This is a genomic window from Streptococcus sp. 29892 (assembly GCF_032594935.1).
Lineage (GTDB): Bacteria > Bacillota > Bacilli > Lactobacillales > Streptococcaceae > Streptococcus > Streptococcus hyiners.
In genome coordinates, this window is the sequence record NZ_CP118734.1 from 1780708 (window position 1) to 1799882 (window position 19175).

The window sequence follows — 19175 nt, forward strand, 5'->3', positions numbered from 1 at the left end:
TCCCAAGACTGTGTTGACACGAACTACGTTCGCTTCATTTCCAACCTCCAACAGTCTATCCCAAGACTGTTGGAGCGAGCTAAAATCCTAGCGAAGAAGAAAAACTGCCACTATCCGAAGACATGGCAGTTTCCTATTTTTCAGTCGTTTTTGACGGCTTTTGTATCCTATCTTAACGACGGAGTCCGAGTGAGTGAATCAATTCACGGTAACGGTTTACGTCTGTGCGGCGTAGGTATGCCAACAAGTTACGACGGCGACCGATTTTTTTCATCAAACCACGGTAAGTTGCATGGTCTTTTTTGTGTTGTTTGATGTGGTCGTTAAGGTGGTTGATTTCCCAAGTAAGTACTGCCACTTGTACTTCAACTGAACCTGTGTCGCCTTCATGACGAGCATATTGTGCCATGATTTCATTTTTTTTCTCTTTTGAGATTGCCATGATATGTTCTCCTTTGTATTTGAGCCTAATCCGAGTGACAGGTTGGCGACCTGTAACCAAGAAAAAGCTAGATGTGTCCTTCTGGACCTTAACCATTCTATCAAGGAATGACCTTTTTGTCAACTGATTTGAGAAATAGCTGAGCTGCTCTGCTATTTTTCAAAAAAAGCCAGCCGTGGCTGACTTTCATTTATATCTTTATTTCTCAGACTTTTCTGCTTTTGGCAAGATGAGGTTGAGGACGATGCCGACAATGGCTGAGAGGGCTGTTCCTGAAAGGGTAATGGCACCGATGTTAAGAACTGCTCCACCAAGACCCAAGACCAACATGGAGCTTGCGATAATCAGGTTGCGGACTTGACCGAAATCAACACGGCTTTCAATCAAGACTTTCAAACCGTTTGAGGCGATAACGCCGTAGAGCAAGATGGACATACCACCAAGAACAGCACTTGGAATAGTAGAGATAAGGGCTGTAAATTTGCCTAGGAATGAGAAGGCAATGGCAATCAGGGCAGCGTTTCGGATAACGGATACCGATGCGATACGGGTCATACCGATAACCCCTGTATTTTCACCATAAGTCGTGTTGGCAGGTCCACCGATAAAGGCAGATACGGCAGTCGCCACACCGTCACCAATCAAGGTACGGCTGAGACCTGGATCTTTCAAGAACTGGCGACCACAGATTTGGCTGAGAACCGTGTGGTCTCCGATATGCTCTGCGATGGTCACCACTGCGATTGGCAAGATGGCAATCATTTCTGGACCGAAGTAGAAATTGTAGGATTTGAAGGCACCAGTTTCAAATGGTAGGTAGAAACCTGGCAATTCAAACCACGCCGCTTCCAGCACAGGTTTGAAATCAACTAGACCAAGGAAGATAGCAATCACGTAACCACCGATGATGGCAATCAAGAAGGGAACAATCTTGGCGAAGCCTTTCCCTTTGGTATTGACAAAAGCCGCAATCAAGAAGGTAGCAATAGCCGCTACGACATTTCTCCAGTCACCGTCTGCGACAAAGCCTGCCGAAGTCACAGCAGAGTTGGCAAGACCGAGACCGATAACGATAATCATAGGACCGATGACAATCGGTGGCAAGAGGCTATCAATCCACTTAGTACCGATAACTTTGACAAGTGCTGCAATCAGTACATAAATCAAACCGACGAAGAGAATACCTGTCTGAGCAGCTGACACATCGCCACCCATTTCCTTGATAGCAAGCGCCATAGCCGAAATGTAGGCAAAGGATGAACCCAAGTAAACCGGCACCTTAAACTGGGTTGCCACTTGGTAAATCAGAGTTCCGACACCTGATGCAAAGAGAGCCACGGAAACGGGCATACCGAGAATCAGTGGCACCAAGATTGTCGCTCCGAACATAGCGAACACGTGCTGGAAACTCAACAAAATCCCTTGCAAGGGTGCTGGTTTCTCATGGACATCAAACAAAAGATTGGCTTTTGTACTCATAAATCTCCCATTCTGGGTACGCAAAAAGACCCAGACTTTCTAAATATATAGTCATAGGCCCTTAATTGATTTTCCTCTTGTCTTTCTCACCTCACGGGATGAGTTTAAAAACCTACGCTTTTGGTATTGTAGCACAAAGAGGAAGTTTTTTGCAAGGAATTTTGTAAATTTTTATTTTTTAGGAAAATGGCAGAGCGGGGAGCTGGACTGCTCATTATTACTCCATTTCTTCTTCCAACTCTTTTTCCACCTGCTTCTGACGATACTTATTCGCCCAAGATAGTATGTTCAACAATAGCAAACAAAGACAGGTAACAGAGACGAGGAATATCAAAATCACCACCCAAAAATGCCAATCCCAGATGCCACTATAATGCTGTCCATAGGTCTGGTAGTTGGTCCAAGCCATTACAATCGTTGTCCCAGCAATCACCCCTCCTAGGTAAAGGTAAGCCTGCCAAGAAGTTCCCCGCTCCATATCAAGCCCCTTCCTCCAATAACCGTAAAAGAGATAGACTGAAACTACCAACATGGCAAACAGTTCAAAAACATAGGTATCAAACGACCATTTTAAGACCAGACTTTTGATGAGAAATGAGAGGGGCAAAAGAATATTCATGGTCTTTCCCACCCAGGCAAAGACTTGGTTTTCTTCTTGTTGAACACGTTCATCAGTCACAATTTTTTTCATCAGTTGGTTCCTCCCAAAATAATTGATCTAAACTTTTCCCTAAACAGTGGCAAATCGATAAACAAAGACTTAGACTAGGATTGTATTTCCCTGCCTCAATCAGACCGATGGTCTGGCGGGTCACTCCAATAGCCTCTGCCAAGTCCCCTTGGGTCATATCTTTTTCCACACGCGCTAACTTTAACCGAAGATTTTTCATTCCCTAGCCATCCTCCTGTCCATTTTTATAACTTAATTATACACTATATTTTTCTTTTTGCAATATATACATTACATTTTGTTTGGTTTTTTAACAAAAAAAGAAGACAAAACTGCCTCCTTAAAATATCCATACACTTCTCCGTTTATTCCACACTCTTTATCCGTTTCTTAATCTTCTGACTAAACTCAGCCATCCTGCGCTTTTCTTCTGGCCAGATTTTGGTCACTCGGTCCACGGCGATGATAAAGATGACAATGACCGCATAATCTTTGGCACTATCAATCACTCCTAAGTTCTCCAAGATGGTCAAGAGTAGGTAAAAACTAAACAAGATGGTTCGTTTAGGCAGAGCCATCAGGAATTCAATCCCCGCCTTGTAGCCCAGATATATCTGCCGATTTAGCCCCTTGGCACGTTCTAACCGACGATTGAGAAAGGCACGAATGCGACTATAAAACCAGTCAGATGTGAAAAATAGGGACTGGATGGCAATGGCGATTAGGGATAAATTATTGGCATGTTTCTCCTTCATACCGGACACTCTGGCAATGATGTAGGTCCAATCCCCATTATCAATCCAGATCCAAATCGACAGATAAACAACTGCACCTGCCACTACAATCAAGGGCAAGGCACGCAGGTATTTGAACATGAACAACTACTCCAATCTATTTTTTTCTATTATCAACCGAGAAGCCAAACAAGTCAAGAAAAAGATAGTCAATATTTTTGACTATCTTTTCTCTTACATATACCCGTAAAATTCCCTGCGGACCACGGCCGAATGCACCCAGTTAATCAGGGTAGTGAAGTCAAAGACAGGCAGGCCTGTTTCACGATGAAGGGCTGCTGCATAGGGAGGCAGGTCGCTGCACTCCAGCAAGATAGCAGCAATCTCTGGATGCTTAGCCCGCAAATCCTGAACAACTGCGATTAGGTCCGCCTTCAAGCGACCATTGTCCAGATAAGGCTTGTTGTAACGAATGGGAGCAAAGCTCTCCAAACTGCCGATTTCCTTGACAATACAGTCTTCAATGGAAGCATTGGCCTTGGCGAAAAAGTCGGCATTGGCACCCGCTCCGTCTGCCACCAGAACGGCAATCTTCTGGTCTGGCTTGAGCCCCATTTTTATCAAGGGGATCTGCAAAACGCTGGATAGATAGACAGGAACCGCTACTGCATCCCGCACCTGCTCCTGAAAGTGATTGAAGTAGCCACAGGCACCAACAATAGCCCGCACACCCTTTTTCTCCAATTTCTTAGCCGCATCAATGACCATGTCCAACAACTTTTCCTCACCGTTGAACAAGTCTTCAATTTCCAAAACAATATCCTCATAGACGACTGGGAAAGAAAAGGTGGTCGCATTGGCCACATTACCCGGTAACTTGACATAGTTAAAGTCAATGGTGATAATTCCGATTGAAAATCCTGCCACAGAAGCATCTTGTACATGATACACTTGATCCAACTGCCCTGGGCCTTCTATACTTGCTCTGAAATGTGTCATCTATACCTCCCTCTCTCGAAACAAGCCTGTTTCCAAGTATTCTAAGGTTTCTTCCTTGGTCAAATGTGCCAAATCCAAGTCTTCCAAGGTCAAACCTTCTTCAAAAAACTTACGCCCTGTCATGACAGAACCCAGAACAATCATACTATCGATAACCGGCGTAGCCACTCCATATTTCTTGCCCAATTCATGATAGATATGGCAACCAACAGGCACATCCTCGGTCACATAACGGTCCTGAATGGTGAAGGGACCTGTCCCATAAGCCATCGGAAACTGCTTGTCGAAGGGAACAATGCAGTCATCTCCCATATACTCTGGCCCCAAAATACTCGTCCGCGACAAAAAGTTCTCCTTGGGATAGCGGAGCAAATCAACACCAATCGCCTCCGCCAGCTGCACTTGCTCCAGATAGAAGGCGTATTGCACTTCTGCCACGGATTCACTATAAGCATGTGAATAGATTGAGTACTGGAGTGGATCATTGCCACCGAAAATTCGACCAAAATTCTCCATCACACTAGCTCCCAAAATCGTACCAGGACAATGCAGGACTGGATTGACATTGCTAAAACCAACATCCAAAACGGTCTGACCACCTGTCACACCATCCCCTTCCGTAATGGCATCAAAGGCTCCAATCGCCCGCGAACTTTCTAGGAAGAGTTCTTGGTCGGTCATGGGCAGAGCTGCACCCCGAAGCGTAATGGCCCGATATTTTAACTCGATTTTAGGCGTCATGACCCCGCCCTCCCTGACAATTCGGGCTCCGTAAGGGGCACTGGTCCAGCCACCGACAATCACCTGCTTCTGACACCCCAGCTCTCTCATCTTCTTACGAAGTTTCAAACTGCCAAAATTATCCGGAATGATATGAACAATCATCCCATCTTCTAAGACAGGCACCAAGGCTTCAAAAAATTGGTCATGAGCAATGGACGGCACCGCCACAATGATGATTTTGGCCCCTGCTACCGCTTCTTCAATACGGTCCGTCACCAGGTCAAAAAAGGCACGTCCGCTACGCTCAAAACCGTAAAGACTATTTTGTCCACCTGTCAAAGTAATCCCTGTCTTGTCCAGATTCTTCAAGGTTTGTTCCGCAAATGCCGGCAACTCAAAGAGGTGAACACGATTCCCAGCCAACTTAGAATCCGCTCCTACAGCCTTTCCAACCGCACCTGCCCCTAAAATCGCTATCGGCGCTTGTTTCCATTCTTCTACTGACATAAATTCCTCCCATAGTCGTTTCTTCCTAGTATAACAAAACCACACTCACTCGGCTAATAGCAATAAATTATGACTAGCTATAAGAATAGACTATCACGAGGATAGCCTATTTCATCTTATTTTTCTTTCAAAACGACATTTAGTAAGAGGGCTGCCAGGGTCCCTGTTGAAATACCTGATGAGAAGACCATTTGGAGAGCTGAGGGAAGATGACTCAATAATTCTGGACGAACGGTCACTCCAATCCCAAGCGCAAAGGCAATGGAAATAATCAAAAGCTCACGGTCCCCAATTTTAATCGTTGCAAGAGTCTTAATCCCTTGGGCTGCAACCAAACCGAACATGATAATCCCAACACCACCAAGAACAGGCTGCGGCATGATGGAAATCAAGGCTGATAATTTGGGAAAGACGCCAAGTAGGGTCAAGATAATACCTGCAAGAATCATGACATGACGACTAGCAACTTTTGTCAAAGTAATGAGGCCAACGTTTTGTGAGAAGGCTGTATTTGGACCAGCCCCAAAAACACCGGCAATCAAGGAACCAACACCATCGGCTAGCACACCATTTGCTGCCCGCTCAGAAGAAATCTTTTGATTTGACGCTTCTCCAATGGCCATCATAATTCCCACCGTTCCAATCAAAGATACAACATAAGCAGGAATAAAGGCCAAAATTGAAGATAGGTCAAATTTTACACCATAATGGAAAATTTTAGGAAGAGCAAACCAGGCTGCTTCTCCTACAGCCGATAAATCAACTTTCCCAAGAAAAATACACAAGATGTAGCCAAAAACCATCCCAAAGAAGACAGAGGCTGTTTTTAGCATGCCTTTGCCATAGTGATTTAAGGCCAAAGTAAAGACCAAGACGATAAAAGCAATGCTGATATTTTCAACAGAAGCATAGTCTGTTGCGCCAACTCCACCAGCTGCCCAGTCCATACTGACTGGCATTAGGGTGATACCAATGAGGGAAACAACAGTTCCTGTAATCAATGGCGGAAAGAAACGCATCAAAGGTTTGACAAAACGACTAAGGGCTATCTCTACAAATGAACCCGCAATGGTCGCACCCACGATACCAGCAATTCCCAACTGACTACCAACGCTGATAGCTGGATTGGCAAAGGTAAAGTCCGTCCCCATCATACCAGAGACACGCGAACCTACTGGGCCAATACCTTTCGATTGCAAAATGGTGGCAATACCAGCAACAAAAATTGAGGCTGACACCATGATAGACGTATCTTCTACTGATAACCCCAAGGCACTTGCAACGACAAGAGGCACTGCGATGATTCCTGCAAAAGCTGCTAAAATATGCTGAAAAGCAAGCAAAACAGCCATCCCCTTTGGTGGTTGTTGATCAATTCCGTATAGCATTTCGGAAGACTGCTCCGTTCTTGTTTTCTGAGACATGATTTCTCCTTCACCATTCCTAAATAATGGTTTTAGTTTATCAGAAAAAGAAATCTATTTCAATACGTTTTTATAATTTTTAAGAATAATATTCGTTTTTTATCCATTTAAAAAGAATACATACAAATGTTTGAGTTAAATGTTCGTTTTTGTTTATAATCAGGTGAAAAAATGTTATAATACACCAAAGTATCACGTAAAGGATAGGATATCCATGAAAACATTAGAAGAACGTATTTTAAAAGATGGGCAGGTACTAGGAGAAAACATCTTAAAAGTTGACTCATTTTTGACCCATCAGGTTGATTTTGGCTTGATGAAGGAAATGGGGCAGGTCTTGGCAGATGCCTATCGCTCCAAGGACATTACTAAGGTCGTCACCATTGAAGCTTCAGGCATTGCTCCAGCCGTCTATGTTGCAGAAAGTCTAGATGTGCCGATGATTTTTGCTAAAAAGCATAAAAACATCACCATGACAGAAGGCATTTTGACATCTGAAGTCTACTCCTTTACCAAGCAAGTCACCAGCACCGTCTCCATCGCCAGCAAATTCTTATCATCTGAGGACCGTGTCCTAATCGTTGATGACTTTTTGGCCAATGGCCAGGCTGCTAAAGGGTTGATTGACATTATCCAACAAGCCGGAGCTCAGGTAATCGGGGTTGGTATCATCATCGAGAAATCCTTCCAAGATGGCCGCCAGCTGTTGCTTGATGCTTGTGTACCTGTTACTTCTCTCGCTCGTATTGAAAAATTTCAAGATGGGCAGGTTGTTTTTGCACCTGCGGATATTTAAAAGGCTTGCTTCCTATCGGAAGCAAGCCTTTGCTTTGATTTACAATTCAACTCCAAAAACTTTCAAACTAGTCAATTCCGCTTCTGTCAACCTGCGGTATTCTCCAAGAGCCAGCGCTGGATCTAACTCAAGTGGCCCCATGGTCAATCGTTGCAGATCTGTCACCGTCTTTCCACAGGCCAGCACCATGCGTTTGACCTGATGAAATTTCCCTTCTCGGATGGTGATGTCAACCAGTGAGGTCTGCTTGATTTCATCCACCTCCAAGATAGTCAACTGGGCTGGCTGACAGGTAAAGTCCTTCAGTTCTATTCCTGCCGCAAATCGTTCGACATCCTCTTGGGTCATGACCCCGTCAACCAGTGCACGGTAGCGTTTGTCCACATGTTTTTTCGGAGAAAGCATAGCATGGGCCAGCTGGCCATTGTTGGTCAAAAGGAGCAAGCCATGGGTATCAATATCCAAGCGTCCAACTGGAAAAACTTCCTTCTGGCGAGCTGTATTATCTAGCAAGTCCAAAACAGTCCGATGGTGGTCATCCTCGGTGGCTGATATGACACCCTTGGGTTTGTTCAATAGATAGTAAACAAAGGTTTCATGACTGAGAACCTGACCTGCTACTGCAATCTGGTCTTGTTTTTCGTTAATTTGCTGTTTGGGTGATGTTTCAACCTGGCCGTTGACTGTGACTTGCTTGTTTTTCAGGAGTTTCTTGACTTCTGTTCGACTGCCGACACCACAGTCCACTAAAAATTTATCTAATCGCATACGAGTTTCTTTTCCATTTTGATATATTCCGCTTGCTTTTCTGTTTCTGTAAATCCAAGAGCATGAAAGAGTTTTTGGGCAACTTGATGAGAGCTAGCAACTGTCAGTTTGATACTAGCTGGTTGAACATGCTCTACTAGGTAGTCTTCAATAGTCTGGTAGAAAGCTCTGCCATTTCCCTGACCGGTCAAAGAAGGTTTCATGCCCAAACGAAGTTCAACTACCTCACCAACTTGGTCCATACAGAAATAGCCCATGAGGGCGGCATTGCGGATGACTGCAAAAAAGCGGTCCCCACGCGCCCCTGGCGAAATCATCTCCGCATAGGTCTTGGGGTGTGCACTAATCGTATAGACATCCAAAGGGGCTTGATAGCGCCATTGGTTAGCAATTTCCAATGCCAGATCCTGGGGCAGGGGCATGATGTAAAAATAATCCATCTTCCGAAAATTTTTAGACAAATTTTTAATCCTGCGGTTTTGGGTGGCGTAATTATCTGTCTGATAGACATAATCCACATAGCCCAACTGATAGGAGGGAATCATGTCCTTAAAAATCAACTGAACATCCTCGGGAAAACGGAGTATTAATTCATTCAAACGGTTATTTTCTAACATAAATCCATTATAGCAAAAAAGAAACGGAAATCCGCTTCTATTTCTTCATTTGTTGGTAAATCAAACCAGCACTTATCAAGGCACAGCCGATGGCATAAATCCCAAAGGCACCTGTTGGGGTTGGGTTGAGTTTTTCCAGATAAGTCGGCAAGATAGCAGATGTCGCACCGCCGATATTGCAACCCATGAGGACGATTGTCATGACCGTATTGAGCAAGGCCTTAGGCGCCCGATCCGTTACCTGACTAAAGACAATGGTTAGAATGATGCTGTAGAAAAATCCTGACACCATACCACCAAGACCCAGTACCCAGAGATTATCCGCAAAGGCAATGCCGACAACCGCGAGTCCAAAGACCACGTAGGAAACAGCTAAAAGCCAACCCTTCAAACGACCAACCAAGCTACTAAAGACCGTCCCTGCCACAATCCCCATGACCTGCATAAGACTGAGAATCAGACTGGCTTGCTGAGCAGTACCAATGCCCTTGGCTAAAATAATCTGAGGAATACGAATGGTCAGGAAGGTATTGACATTGATAACAAAGAAGGCTAAGAATGCCAGATAAATGCCCATCATCCACATGGTCTTATCCAGTTTGACCTTGGGCGCATTCTCCTCAACCTTCACCTCCATGCGTGCCAGCAATTCCTCCTTGGGAACAAAGAGAAGGAAGAGGGCCAAGATGACCAAGGCAAAAAGGTAGACCAAGAAGGCAGGTTGCCAACCAAACTGGGTCAACCAACCGACAAGGAGGGTAAGCCCTGCGCTTCCCAAAACCTCTGCTGAACCACGCAAGCCCATCATCTGCACCCGCTCCTGACCGGTGAAAAAATTACCGATAATGTTAATAGCACGCGCATTGATCAAGCCAATCCCCAAACCAAGCAAGATACGAGCCAATAAAATCAGAGGATAAGCAGTTAGAAACATGGGCAAAGCTCCACCGGTGGCCATAAGCAAAAGCCCTGCAATGATAATGTTTCGTTCTGATAAGAAACGAACAACTAGACCATTTGCCAATAGAGTAACCATAATAGCAAAGGATGTCACCGTAATCAAATTTTCCACCTGGGCCGCTGCAATTCCCTGCTGGGCAAAATGCTCAATCATCTGTGGAATAGCTGGTGAAACTGCAAATGTCGAAACCAGCATGGTGGATAGGGCCAGCAAACTGGCTTTTTCTAAAATTCTTTTCATTTTTCTCCCTTTCAACGTTCGTCTTTTACTAGTATAACAGATTTGAAAACGAATAGATAGAAAAGTCCGACTTTTATTCTCTCCCATTTCATGCTATACTTATCTTAACTATATTCAAAGGAGAGAATCATGTCTGTTATTGAACGATTGACAAAAGCTGCCCATTTGATTGACATGGATGACATCATCCGTGAAGGGCATCCAACCCTACGCCAAGTTGCCGAAGAAGTTGTATTTCCTCTATCTGATCAGGAAATTATTTTAGGCGAAAAAATGATGCAATTCCTCAAACATTCGCAGGATCCTGTCATGGCTGAAAAAATGAAACTCCGTGGCGGAGTTGGTCTAGCAGCACCTCAGATTGATGTTTCCAAACGCATTATTGCTGTCTTGGTCCCAAATCCAGAAGATGAGGAAGGCAATCCACCTGCCCAAGCCTACTCCCTCCAAGAAGTCATGTACAATCCTAAAATCGTGGCACACTCTGTCCAAGAAGCGGCTATGGAAGGGGGCGAAGGCTGCCTATCTGTTGACCGCGAAGTCCAGGGCTACGTTGTCCGCCACGCGCGCGTGACTGTTGACTACATGGACAAAAACGGCGAAAAACACCGTATCAAACTCAAGGGCTTTAATGCCATCGTGGTCCAACACGAAATTGATCACCTCAACGGTGTCATGTTCTACGACCGCATTGACCCAGAACACCCATTTGCCGTTAAAGAAGGCATGTTGGTAATTGAATAAACATAAGAAACTGACTGAAGAATTTTCAGCCAGTTTTTCTTTTTTTATGAAAATAGCAGAGCTAACTGCCTAAAAATTTCCTGCCCATCCAAGACCAAATCTTGAAAAAGGAAATAGTCCAGCAGAGCCAAGAATCCAATTAGCAAGATAAAGACGACCAAACGATTTGAAAACCGAACTTGCAAAAGATGGTTGAGACTAACCAATCCAATTTCCAAGACAAGCAAGCCAACCACCATCCACAAGAGATAAGGAGCATTGGGCAGGAACCAAGCCCAGAGTTCTTGTCCCCTCAGGAGTTCAAGAAAAATACCCCTCTCCGAATGGGAAAGCAAGATTATGCCATCTTCCAGATAACCGATTCCTCCGACCAGACTATTGACTAGGAAAAGGCTAACGAGAAAGAACACTGTAAATCCTAGTGCCTGGCCCAGTCCCAGCAACCACTTAGTGAGTAGAACCTGACGCAAATCCACAGGCTGGGTCTGATAAAGACGCCAGTTTTTTCCAGCAATCTCCACCGCCTTGCCCCGACTGCCAAGCCAAACCGCCAGCAAGAGCACCACCAAATAGGCCGGACCATCAAAGAGAGAGCGCAGACTGCCGATACCTGACAAATCTCTGGAACGGTCCCATGTGGGATCATCTGCTGGAACCAAGGCATCATTAGTATCAAAACGATTTTCCAAGCTGGTCAAAATGACATCCTTGCCCCGCTTAGTTGCTGGCACCCCAGCCTCCATCAGCTGCTTCCAGTAATACTGACTGACCTGATTGCGGGTCTGGTAACGGCGAAGATTATCCACCGTCTGGCTGGCCCCAATATCACCATTGGCAAATGCCTTTTCCTCCCTAGCCCATAAATAGACCTGCTCTGCCTTCAGTAAAGCAAGGTGACTAGCCGGCAGGGCCTGAGGTTTTTCCTGATAAACCTGCCACTGTTTGACATAGAGGTCCTTATAGATATGATATTCCTGTAAAAGCTCCACTCTCCACTCCAACTCCTCCTGATAGCTCGCGTCCTCTTTGACCAACTGCCTCAGACGGCTGATTTCCGACTGCAAACTCTCCACATAGGCCCCATCCTGCTCATAGGACTGGGCAACCAACTCCATCGAAACCCTCTCCTCCTGGGCAACCTCTTGCTTTTGTAGGCCTGTTACTAGGGAAAATAGCAGAGCTAGGAGCAAGTTTACTAAGACGAGCCCTTTCCAAGTCTTGAGCCGACTAAGGATGAGTATTTCAAAAGACCAAACCTTGTCCAAAGGACAGGTTTCCCATTCTTTCTGATAACCAACTGACAAGACCAACCTTTTCTTTTCTGTCAGCACATAATAGGCAACGAAAAGCCCAATGGTCAGCAGGAGAAAGACATCCACCGCTACAAAGACCTGTGAAAATACGCCTGTGTCTAAAAAACTAGGAAAGGCCAGTAAGGGAAATACTTGACCTGACCAACCAGCTACTGCACCAGCCTGATAGGAAAGCCCCAGAGCCAATAGTAGCCCCGTCACTACAAAAATCAGCCGACTGGCTAACAAGTGGTCCAAAAATCCAAATAGCAGGCGAACAGCAAGAAGCAAGACCAGCCAAAAGCCAAGCAAGATAAGCCCATAAAGCCAAGAGCCTATCAACTGACTCTGCCCCAAAATTTCAAGAGGAGCTTGAAAACTAGATACAGCCAACTGACCTGTCAGCCCATCATAGACCAGGATAAAAAGCAAACCTATCCCCACAGCCAACAGAAGCGACAGCAAGGAAGCAACCAAACGCCTGAGCCCCTGCAAACTCAGACTATCCCATTGCCGCAACTGCCAAACTTGATGCGCCAGTGTCTTTTCCGACAGCTGATTGGCAAGTAGAAAACCAAGCACCAAAAATACAGGAAGAAAACCAAACAAACTTTCTAAATAGGCTTGAACAATACGCCCTGTTGACCAGGCTTGATTTTCAGGACCATCAGGCAATTGGTAGGCAAGCAACCAGTCATTCCATCTGGCCAAGCGTTCGACTTCAGTTTGGGTCAAAGACTGCCGAGTTTGAAAAAGCTGTCGATTGCGACTGATAAAATAGTCCAAATCCTGATACATGAGTTTGCGGTAGTTGGGGATAGCTTCAAACTTCCCCTCATCTAAGGCCTGACCGACACTTTCTATATCGGATTTCAAGCCCAGCATCCGCGGTGCTTCTTCTGAGCCATCCTCAATTTTTATATCTGCCAAGACACTAGCTAATTCACTCAGTTCTTTTTTATAGGTTTCCACATAGGTCGCTTGGTGGACTTGGCGCTGAGAAATAGGAAGGTAAGCCAGACCTAGAAAACCCAGCACGAGCAAGCAGTAGAGAGGCGACCAGAGAATTTTCTTGATTTCAAAGTTCAGCCTCATATCTCCTCACCACCTTCCTCCACGTAGAGATCACGATAGAGGGATTCCATATAGTCGCTGGCTTTTGTAAGGCCAGCCACCTGCTGGATTGGAATACAATCCAAACAATCCAGTAAATCTCTCTCAGGCAAGAAGATTTCCACCAGACCCTGCTCTGCCTTTTTCCACAAGAGTTGAGGATAATCCCGTAAAAATTCCTGAACCTGCTTGGAGTTTTCCACAGCAAGATGGTAATCATAATCAGCCGTCAACTCCACTTCTGTGGCAATCAACTTGCTAGCCTTGAGGAAATAAACCTGATTAGTCAGCTTCTCAATCTCCGACAAATGGTGGGAAGAAAGCAAAATGGCAACCCCTTCTGCTTGTAGGTTTAGAAGAAATTCCCGCTGTTGAATGATATTGGTCGGGTCCAAGCCGATATGGGGTTCATCCAGCAACAAGAGCTTGGGCTTGGGAAGGACAGCCATGGCAAAGAGCAGCTTCTGCTTCATACCCATGGAATAGCCAGCCACCCGCTTTTTGACATAGTAGCCCATCCCCAATTCTTCCACCAATGCATCCACTTCCTTTTTCCCCAGCTTGTGGGTGGCAGCCACATAGGTCAGATGGTCGTAACCCGTCAACTGTGGATAAAGGGCTTGGGCGTCCAACATGACAGACATATCCTGAAAAATCGCTCGGTCACTATTGGGACGACCATTGATGCTTACCGACCCACGGTCAGCGGTTTCTGTGTTGCTGATGATATTCAGGAGGGTGGATTTTCCCACACCATTGGGACCGACTAGGGCCACCAAGTCCCCCGCTTTCAGCTCAAAGGACACATAGGACAAGACCTGGTGGGCACCGTATCGCTTGCAGACATCAACTACTTTTAGCATAGAAACTCCTTTCTTGGGGAAATGGCAGGTTTTATTTAATATAATAATATTAAATAAAAGTATCCAGAACAACAAAAAGTGGAAAGAAAGTGTCTCTCCACTTAATAATACTTTACCCCAATATTACAACACATAAAATATTTAATTAATTTTTCTTAAAAATCAATTGATAAATATTTTTGACCTCCAAATAGATTGACAGCTCCCCAAGGAGAATTTACTCCTACACCAATTAATACCGAACCATTAGCTCTCTGTCCATAAGGAATAGAACTTGTCCAAGTTTTTCTGTCAGAAATAGTATTTGGAAACCATGCCCAATCAGTAAAATACATATTCGTTACACTCCCAGATGTAGGATTAGAGTATCCAGAAGCATGGAAAGTTACATTAAGAACGTGTAACCCCGCTAGAGAATGACCATTTATATGTCGTGTTGCATTTACATAGCCCGCTGAAACAGGCTGAGCCTGAAAACAGATAACCAGTAAAGTTATCAAAATTGCTTTTAGAGAAAATTTTTTCATTAGAAACACCTACCTATTCAATCTAATACAATCTACTGGGGATTTTTGACATGCCTTGTAAATCGGTAATAGTCCACTTGTGACAATCACACCAAAGCTAACTAGAGGTAAAGTAATCACATTTAAAATCATAACTCTCACAATATCCCTTATGTCTAAATCTAACGAAAAAGCTAGCAGAACCACTAATAAAAATGATACTAATAAAGCCATTGAACCGACCGATATAGCATATTGGACCAACTCTCTATAATAAAAACGTCTGACTGCCTTACTATTAAACCCAATCGCTTTCAATATACCTACTTCTTCTTTACGAGTATTACTCACTTGGAAAAAAACGAAAAATAAACATAACCCCATAAGCAACAGGATGACTAGACCTATATATGTCGATACTTTTCTGACATAAGCTAGGATATCTTTCAGACTCTGATAATCTTCTGCCGAGGAAACAATTGTTACACTAGGAAGTTGTTTAATGCGGTCTATTTCCTCAGAAACAGCTGTGCTATTTTTTATTTTTATATGATAGGCACTTGATTGCCAACTAGAGACCGATAGCCCTCCTAATACTTCTGGAAGTTCCTCGTCCTGTTGTAATTCCTGCTGCAAATGTAGCATTTCATCAGCCATCATGAAGAAACTATTGCCATAAATTGAATATTGGAAAGGGTAGGAATTTTTTAATATCCCAATTATTTTGAACTCTCTTCTCTGTTTAACGTAGATGTTGCCGTCACTATCTAGGATTTCCCCTGTATCAGTGGTCATTTCCCCTTCATAAAGAGCTACTGGTACATAATAATCTAATGTTATTCTTGGAAAAGTTCCCAACTCTGAAGATAAGTTTTGCGTTGCAATAAAACTTTCAGATACAATCAATCCTTGTTTCGTAGTTCTATCAATATACTCGATATTTCTCTCGGTCATATTCGTTTGAAATAGTGGCTGTATGCTGTACGGAGAAGACAAAGTAATCGTTTTTCCATTAAGAGTTATTTCAGGATTGATTTGCTGAGTTGATTGTTCAGGATTTTCAAAAGTCAATCCTTGATAAGGAAATTCTAAGTACGGGGTGACATTCAAAATAGCCACTGAATCCGCTAAAAATTCCACCTCATCAGTCGTAAATGACAAGAAATCATCATAAACTTGTTTCCCCTTAATCCCCAAGTTGTCATTCATGACTAAAAATCCATTTTCTAAAGAATTATCCAATAATTGCTGATAGTGAGACTGAAATAAACCAGTAATATTAAACATCATACTACTCAGGGCAACAAAGAAAATAAGTAAGCCTGTCACAATTTTGGAAATAGGGAATTTTCTCTTTGGTAAATCAATTTTTTGTTTGATCGAAAGATTGTAGATATCTCTGGCTCCCTCTTTTTTAAATGTATTTTTTTCTTCCTGTTCAATTCTTTGATCTAAAAATCTAATATGAACATCTCCGTATTTTATCACTTCATCATCATGAGAAACAATAATGACTATTTTCTGATAATGATGTGCCAATTCTACTAAAAGATTCGTAATCTTCTCTCTATTCTCCTTGTCAAGCGAATTTGTGGGTTCATCTGCTAAAATAATATCTTTATCTGTAACAATAGCTCTAGCGATGGCAACTCTTTGTTCCTCGCCACCTGATAAATCATAAGGGAAAGTGTATTTTTTATCTAATAAACCTAATTTTTTTAAACACTCATCCACTCTGTCATCTAAGTCATCAGCTTCACTTTGACTCTTGACTAACAATGCTAAATTATCATAAACACTGAACTGCCTTATTAAATTCTTTTCTTGGAAAATAAATCCAATATGTTGGGCAATGAAATTTGAAACTGCTTCCCCATCAGTCAAGTTAAGCGGATGACCATCGTAAGAATAACTCATATCTCCTAAATCAGTTGCTATTAGACCAATTTTGTTTAGTAATGACGACTTTCCAATACCTGAAGGGCCTGAAATCGTATATACGTTTCCTCTCTTAAACTGTAAAGAAGTCTCATTTAACAGGATTCTAGAACCATATCTAAGAATAATTCCATCAATCTCTAACATAGGTTTCCTCCCTTATATATGTTTATGCTTAGTAGATTTGCTAGAAGACCCCAATTTAAAATATGTTTCAGAGATAGTATCAAAACGAACCCTTACACTAAATATTGACATCCTCATATAGCCACTTTTACGGCTCCCTACCCCACCAGATGAGTTGCCGGTTGGGTTTCATAGATATCTTCATCTGGCTCACCAAAAATCCGAATGACCGAGATAAGTAAGACCAATATGGCGATTGTCATATATGTGACCTTCTTTTTCATCCGTCCCTCTCCTCCTCTCTGATGGGATTTTTTCTTGAATACCTCAATTCCTATCAAGAATATCGTTTCCGTTCTTCCTTTTCTCCTTTCTACCCTATAGAAATTGATGTATATTTTATACCATTATGATATACTATTTTTACAAACATTGTCTATTTTGTTACATATTTTCACATTTTTTGAAAGGTGTAGTTTATGCGGTGGGATTACGGAAGTGTATATAAGAGTATTCGGAAAAGTAAGCATTTAAGTCAGGAACAAATTTGTGGGGATTATTTCAATCGGTCTACTTTGGTTCGTTTCGAGAAAAATCAAACCATTCCTAGCTACGAGCTCATGCGATTCTTGCTCAAACAAGTGGATATGACCTTCGAGGAGTTTGAATACCTCTGTAACTACTACCAGCCCAGCCAACGCCAACAATTGCTCTATGATATAGATAATCTCAGAAATCCGACCACTAAGACCATGGAGAATTTGATAAAGCGTTGCTACAACCACTTGAAAAAAGAACCAGATGATGGTCCTATCCGTCGAAAATGTCAACTTTTAGAAACTGTAGTAGCAGTTCGAAACAGTACTTCTTTCAATCAACTTTCCGAAGAAGCTAAAACCCTTTCTAAGCTCCTCTGGTCAGAATTGGAGCGATATGACAACTGGTACCACAATGATATTATCTTAGTAGGCACTCTTCTGTCTAAGATTTCTTCACTTGATAGCCTTGAAGAAACTGCCAATCTTCTACTAAAGCGATTAGAAAAATACAAGGATTACAAGCGGATCCAACCGACCATTCTATCTTTCTACCAACAACTATCCCTTTTTACTCTTGAACAAAAACAATACAGCAAGTCTACTTTTTTTGCCACCAAACTCATGGACCTAGCCAAGCAAGAAAAACGCTATGACCAACTAGCCCGTGCCTATGTCTACCTAGGCATAGCCCAAAACAAGCAGGAACTGATTGACAAAGGACTACAAATCTTGGAGCTGACGGACGAGAAAAGGCTAGTCGACAACCTCCAATTTCTTATCAAACAACACCAAACTGACTGAAATCTTCGGTCAGTTTTTTTGTGAGTACGAAAAAACGACCCTTTCGGATCGTTCTCAATTAGCTTAATAGTATTCCCCTTGTCTATAGTCCCAAGAGTTGAAATGGTCAGACAAGTGCATCATGATTTTATCAATGTCCAGACCCTTACGAATGACAACTGGGCATGGGCTGATGGAGCGACTATCCGCACCTTGTTCTGGAATGAGTTTACCATCTTTGTCTACCATAGACACCATAACACCTTGCTCATAGCGGGTTTCGATGGTCTTGTCTGGCTGGATAGATGCTACATAATCATCCGCCTCGATAATTAAGTCTACCTTAGACGCGATACGCTCACCAATACCTTCTACCTTACCACGATTTCCCTTACCTGACGGGTTAGCAGATGAAGCGTAGACCATACGGCCTTCTTTTTCCCACATTTCCTTAGCAATCTGCTCGCCAGCTACACCAAACTTGATGACAAAGCAGGAAGTCCCACGAACGTCGGTCATCAACTCTTCACGACCATCACCATAGGCTTGCAATTTAGCATAAGCCTCTGGTTTCCAAGGTAGGATACAACCCAACAAAATGTCCTCATCCCAATGTTTTTGGTAGAAGGCATCAATCTCAGGTGTCAACTGTGCCAACTCACGAAGCTCCTCCATGCTACCGCAAAGGACAACACCCGGCTTATTACGCTTGCGCTCTTTGGCATCAAACTTCCGCTCCAAACCAGCCTTGTCAGCAGTCATGATGATGTAACCAACCTTAGTCGGACAGACAATCACGCCTCCCTCACCCTTGATAATGTCAAAACCTTCTTGTGAAAGTGCGCCATCCCAGTGAATTTGTTTCGTCATAATAGTTTCCTCTTTTCTTTTGTTTCATAGCAGAGTGACCTGCT

General features: G+C 43.3%; 20 protein-coding genes. 3 read left to right on the forward strand and 17 right to left on the reverse strand.

Features of this window, described 5'->3' with window-relative positions; genetic code table 11:
• Positions 1-172: 172 nt before the first annotated feature.
• The 8 genes from rpsO to PW220_RS08945 form a co-directional block, all read right to left on the reverse strand.
• A complete protein-coding gene (rpsO, locus tag PW220_RS08910; RefSeq protein WP_002938849.1) occupies positions 173-442 on the reverse strand; it encodes a 30S ribosomal protein S15 in 270 nt (89 codons plus the stop codon).
• Between the two features lie 198 nt (positions 443-640).
• Positions 641-1921, reverse strand: a complete 1281-nt coding sequence (locus tag PW220_RS08915) for a uracil-xanthine permease family protein (protein ID WP_248055498.1) — start codon at positions 1919-1921, stop codon at positions 641-643.
• A 217-nt stretch (positions 1922-2138) separates the two neighbouring features.
• A complete protein-coding gene (locus PW220_RS08920) occupies positions 2139-2612 on the reverse strand; it encodes a DUF6773 family protein (protein WP_248055499.1) in 474 nt (157 codons plus the stop codon).
• Positions 2593-2811: a helix-turn-helix transcriptional regulator gene (locus PW220_RS08925; protein WP_105113856.1), complete on the reverse strand. Its 219-nt coding sequence runs from the start codon at positions 2809-2811 to the stop codon at positions 2593-2595. The genes PW220_RS08920 and PW220_RS08925 overlap by 20 nt, the downstream gene beginning before the upstream one ends.
• 145 nt (positions 2812-2956) lie before the next feature.
• Positions 2957-3466 carry a hypothetical protein gene (locus PW220_RS08930; RefSeq protein WP_248055501.1) on the reverse strand — a complete coding sequence of 170 codons (510 nt, stop codon included), beginning with the start codon at positions 3464-3466 and terminating at the stop codon, positions 2957-2959.
• A gap of 93 nt (positions 3467-3559) precedes the next feature.
• The gene (locus tag PW220_RS08935) at positions 3560-4324 is read right to left on the reverse strand and encodes an aspartate/glutamate racemase family protein (protein WP_248055503.1); all 765 of its coding nucleotides are present in this window, start codon (positions 4322-4324) and stop codon (positions 3560-3562) included.
• Positions 4325-5554 (reverse strand): NAD/NADP octopine/nopaline dehydrogenase family protein, encoded by a 1230-nt coding sequence (locus tag PW220_RS08940; protein ID WP_248055505.1) that lies wholly within the window; start codon positions 5552-5554, stop codon positions 4325-4327. It lies immediately after the preceding gene.
• 116 nt (positions 5555-5670) lie between these two features.
• Complete coding sequence (locus PW220_RS08945; RefSeq protein ID WP_248055508.1) at positions 5671-6978, reverse strand: nucleobase:cation symporter-2 family protein; 1308 nt, start codon at positions 6976-6978, stop codon at positions 5671-5673.
• 214 nt (positions 6979-7192) lie between these two features.
• On the opposite strand from PW220_RS08945, the gene PW220_RS08950 reads away from it, so the two are divergent.
• Positions 7193-7774: a xanthine phosphoribosyltransferase gene (locus PW220_RS08950; protein WP_248055509.1), complete on the forward strand. Its 582-nt coding sequence runs from the start codon at positions 7193-7195 to the stop codon at positions 7772-7774.
• 39 nt (positions 7775-7813) lie between these two features.
• Here PW220_RS08950 and PW220_RS08955 read toward each other — a convergent pair whose 3' ends face one another.
• The 3 genes from PW220_RS08955 to PW220_RS08965 are packed head-to-tail and all read right to left on the reverse strand — an operon-like array spanning position 7814 to position 10360.
• Positions 7814-8542, reverse strand: a complete 729-nt coding sequence (locus PW220_RS08955; protein ID WP_248055511.1) for a pseudouridine synthase — start codon at positions 8540-8542, stop codon at positions 7814-7816.
• The gene (locus tag PW220_RS08960; protein WP_248055513.1) at positions 8533-9159 is read right to left on the reverse strand and encodes a GNAT family N-acetyltransferase; all 627 of its coding nucleotides are present in this window, start codon (positions 9157-9159) and stop codon (positions 8533-8535) included. The genes PW220_RS08955 and PW220_RS08960 overlap by 10 nt, the downstream gene beginning before the upstream one ends.
• 37 nt (positions 9160-9196) lie before the next feature.
• Positions 9197-10360 carry an MFS transporter gene (locus tag PW220_RS08965; protein ID WP_248055514.1) on the reverse strand — a complete coding sequence of 388 codons (1164 nt, stop codon included), beginning with the start codon at positions 10358-10360 and terminating at the stop codon, positions 9197-9199.
• Positions 10361-10489: 129 nt separating this feature from the next.
• Between PW220_RS08965 and def the strand changes: the two genes are divergently transcribed.
• On the forward strand, positions 10490-11104 hold the full coding sequence (gene def, locus PW220_RS08970) for a peptide deformylase (RefSeq protein ID WP_029176156.1): 615 nt from the start codon (positions 10490-10492) through the stop codon (positions 11102-11104).
• A 44-nt stretch (positions 11105-11148) separates the two neighbouring features.
• Here def and PW220_RS08975 read toward each other — a convergent pair whose 3' ends face one another.
• The 5 genes from PW220_RS08975 to PW220_RS08995 form a co-directional block, all read right to left on the reverse strand.
• The gene (locus PW220_RS08975) at positions 11149-13491 is read right to left on the reverse strand and encodes a hypothetical protein (protein WP_248055515.1); all 2343 of its coding nucleotides are present in this window, start codon (positions 13489-13491) and stop codon (positions 11149-11151) included.
• A complete protein-coding gene (locus tag PW220_RS08980; protein ID WP_248055516.1) occupies positions 13488-14372 on the reverse strand; it encodes an ABC transporter ATP-binding protein in 885 nt (294 codons plus the stop codon). The genes PW220_RS08975 and PW220_RS08980 overlap by 4 nt, the downstream gene beginning before the upstream one ends.
• A 155-nt stretch (positions 14373-14527) precedes the next feature.
• Positions 14528-14899, reverse strand: a complete 372-nt coding sequence (locus PW220_RS08985) for a hypothetical protein (RefSeq protein ID WP_002942113.1) — start codon at positions 14897-14899, stop codon at positions 14528-14530.
• 9 nt (positions 14900-14908) lie between these two features.
• On the reverse strand, positions 14909-16963 hold the full coding sequence (locus PW220_RS08990; RefSeq protein ID WP_024378850.1) for an ABC transporter ATP-binding protein/permease: 2055 nt from the start codon (positions 16961-16963) through the stop codon (positions 14909-14911).
• A gap of 137 nt (positions 16964-17100) precedes the next feature.
• Positions 17101-17226 carry a hypothetical protein gene (locus PW220_RS08995; RefSeq protein ID WP_316716333.1) on the reverse strand — a complete coding sequence of 42 codons (126 nt, stop codon included), beginning with the start codon at positions 17224-17226 and terminating at the stop codon, positions 17101-17103.
• A 195-nt stretch (positions 17227-17421) separates the two neighbouring features.
• Between PW220_RS08995 and PW220_RS09000 the strand changes: the two genes are divergently transcribed.
• Positions 17422-18282, forward strand: coding sequence for a helix-turn-helix domain-containing protein (locus PW220_RS09000; protein ID WP_248055517.1), 861 nt, complete (start codon positions 17422-17424; stop codon positions 18280-18282).
• Positions 18283-18345: 63 nt separating this feature from the next.
• Here PW220_RS09000 and PW220_RS09005 read toward each other — a convergent pair whose 3' ends face one another.
• Positions 18346-19131, reverse strand: coding sequence for an L-threonylcarbamoyladenylate synthase (locus PW220_RS09005; RefSeq protein ID WP_014638675.1), 786 nt, complete (start codon positions 19129-19131; stop codon positions 18346-18348).
• Positions 19132-19175: the final 44 nt, after the last annotated feature.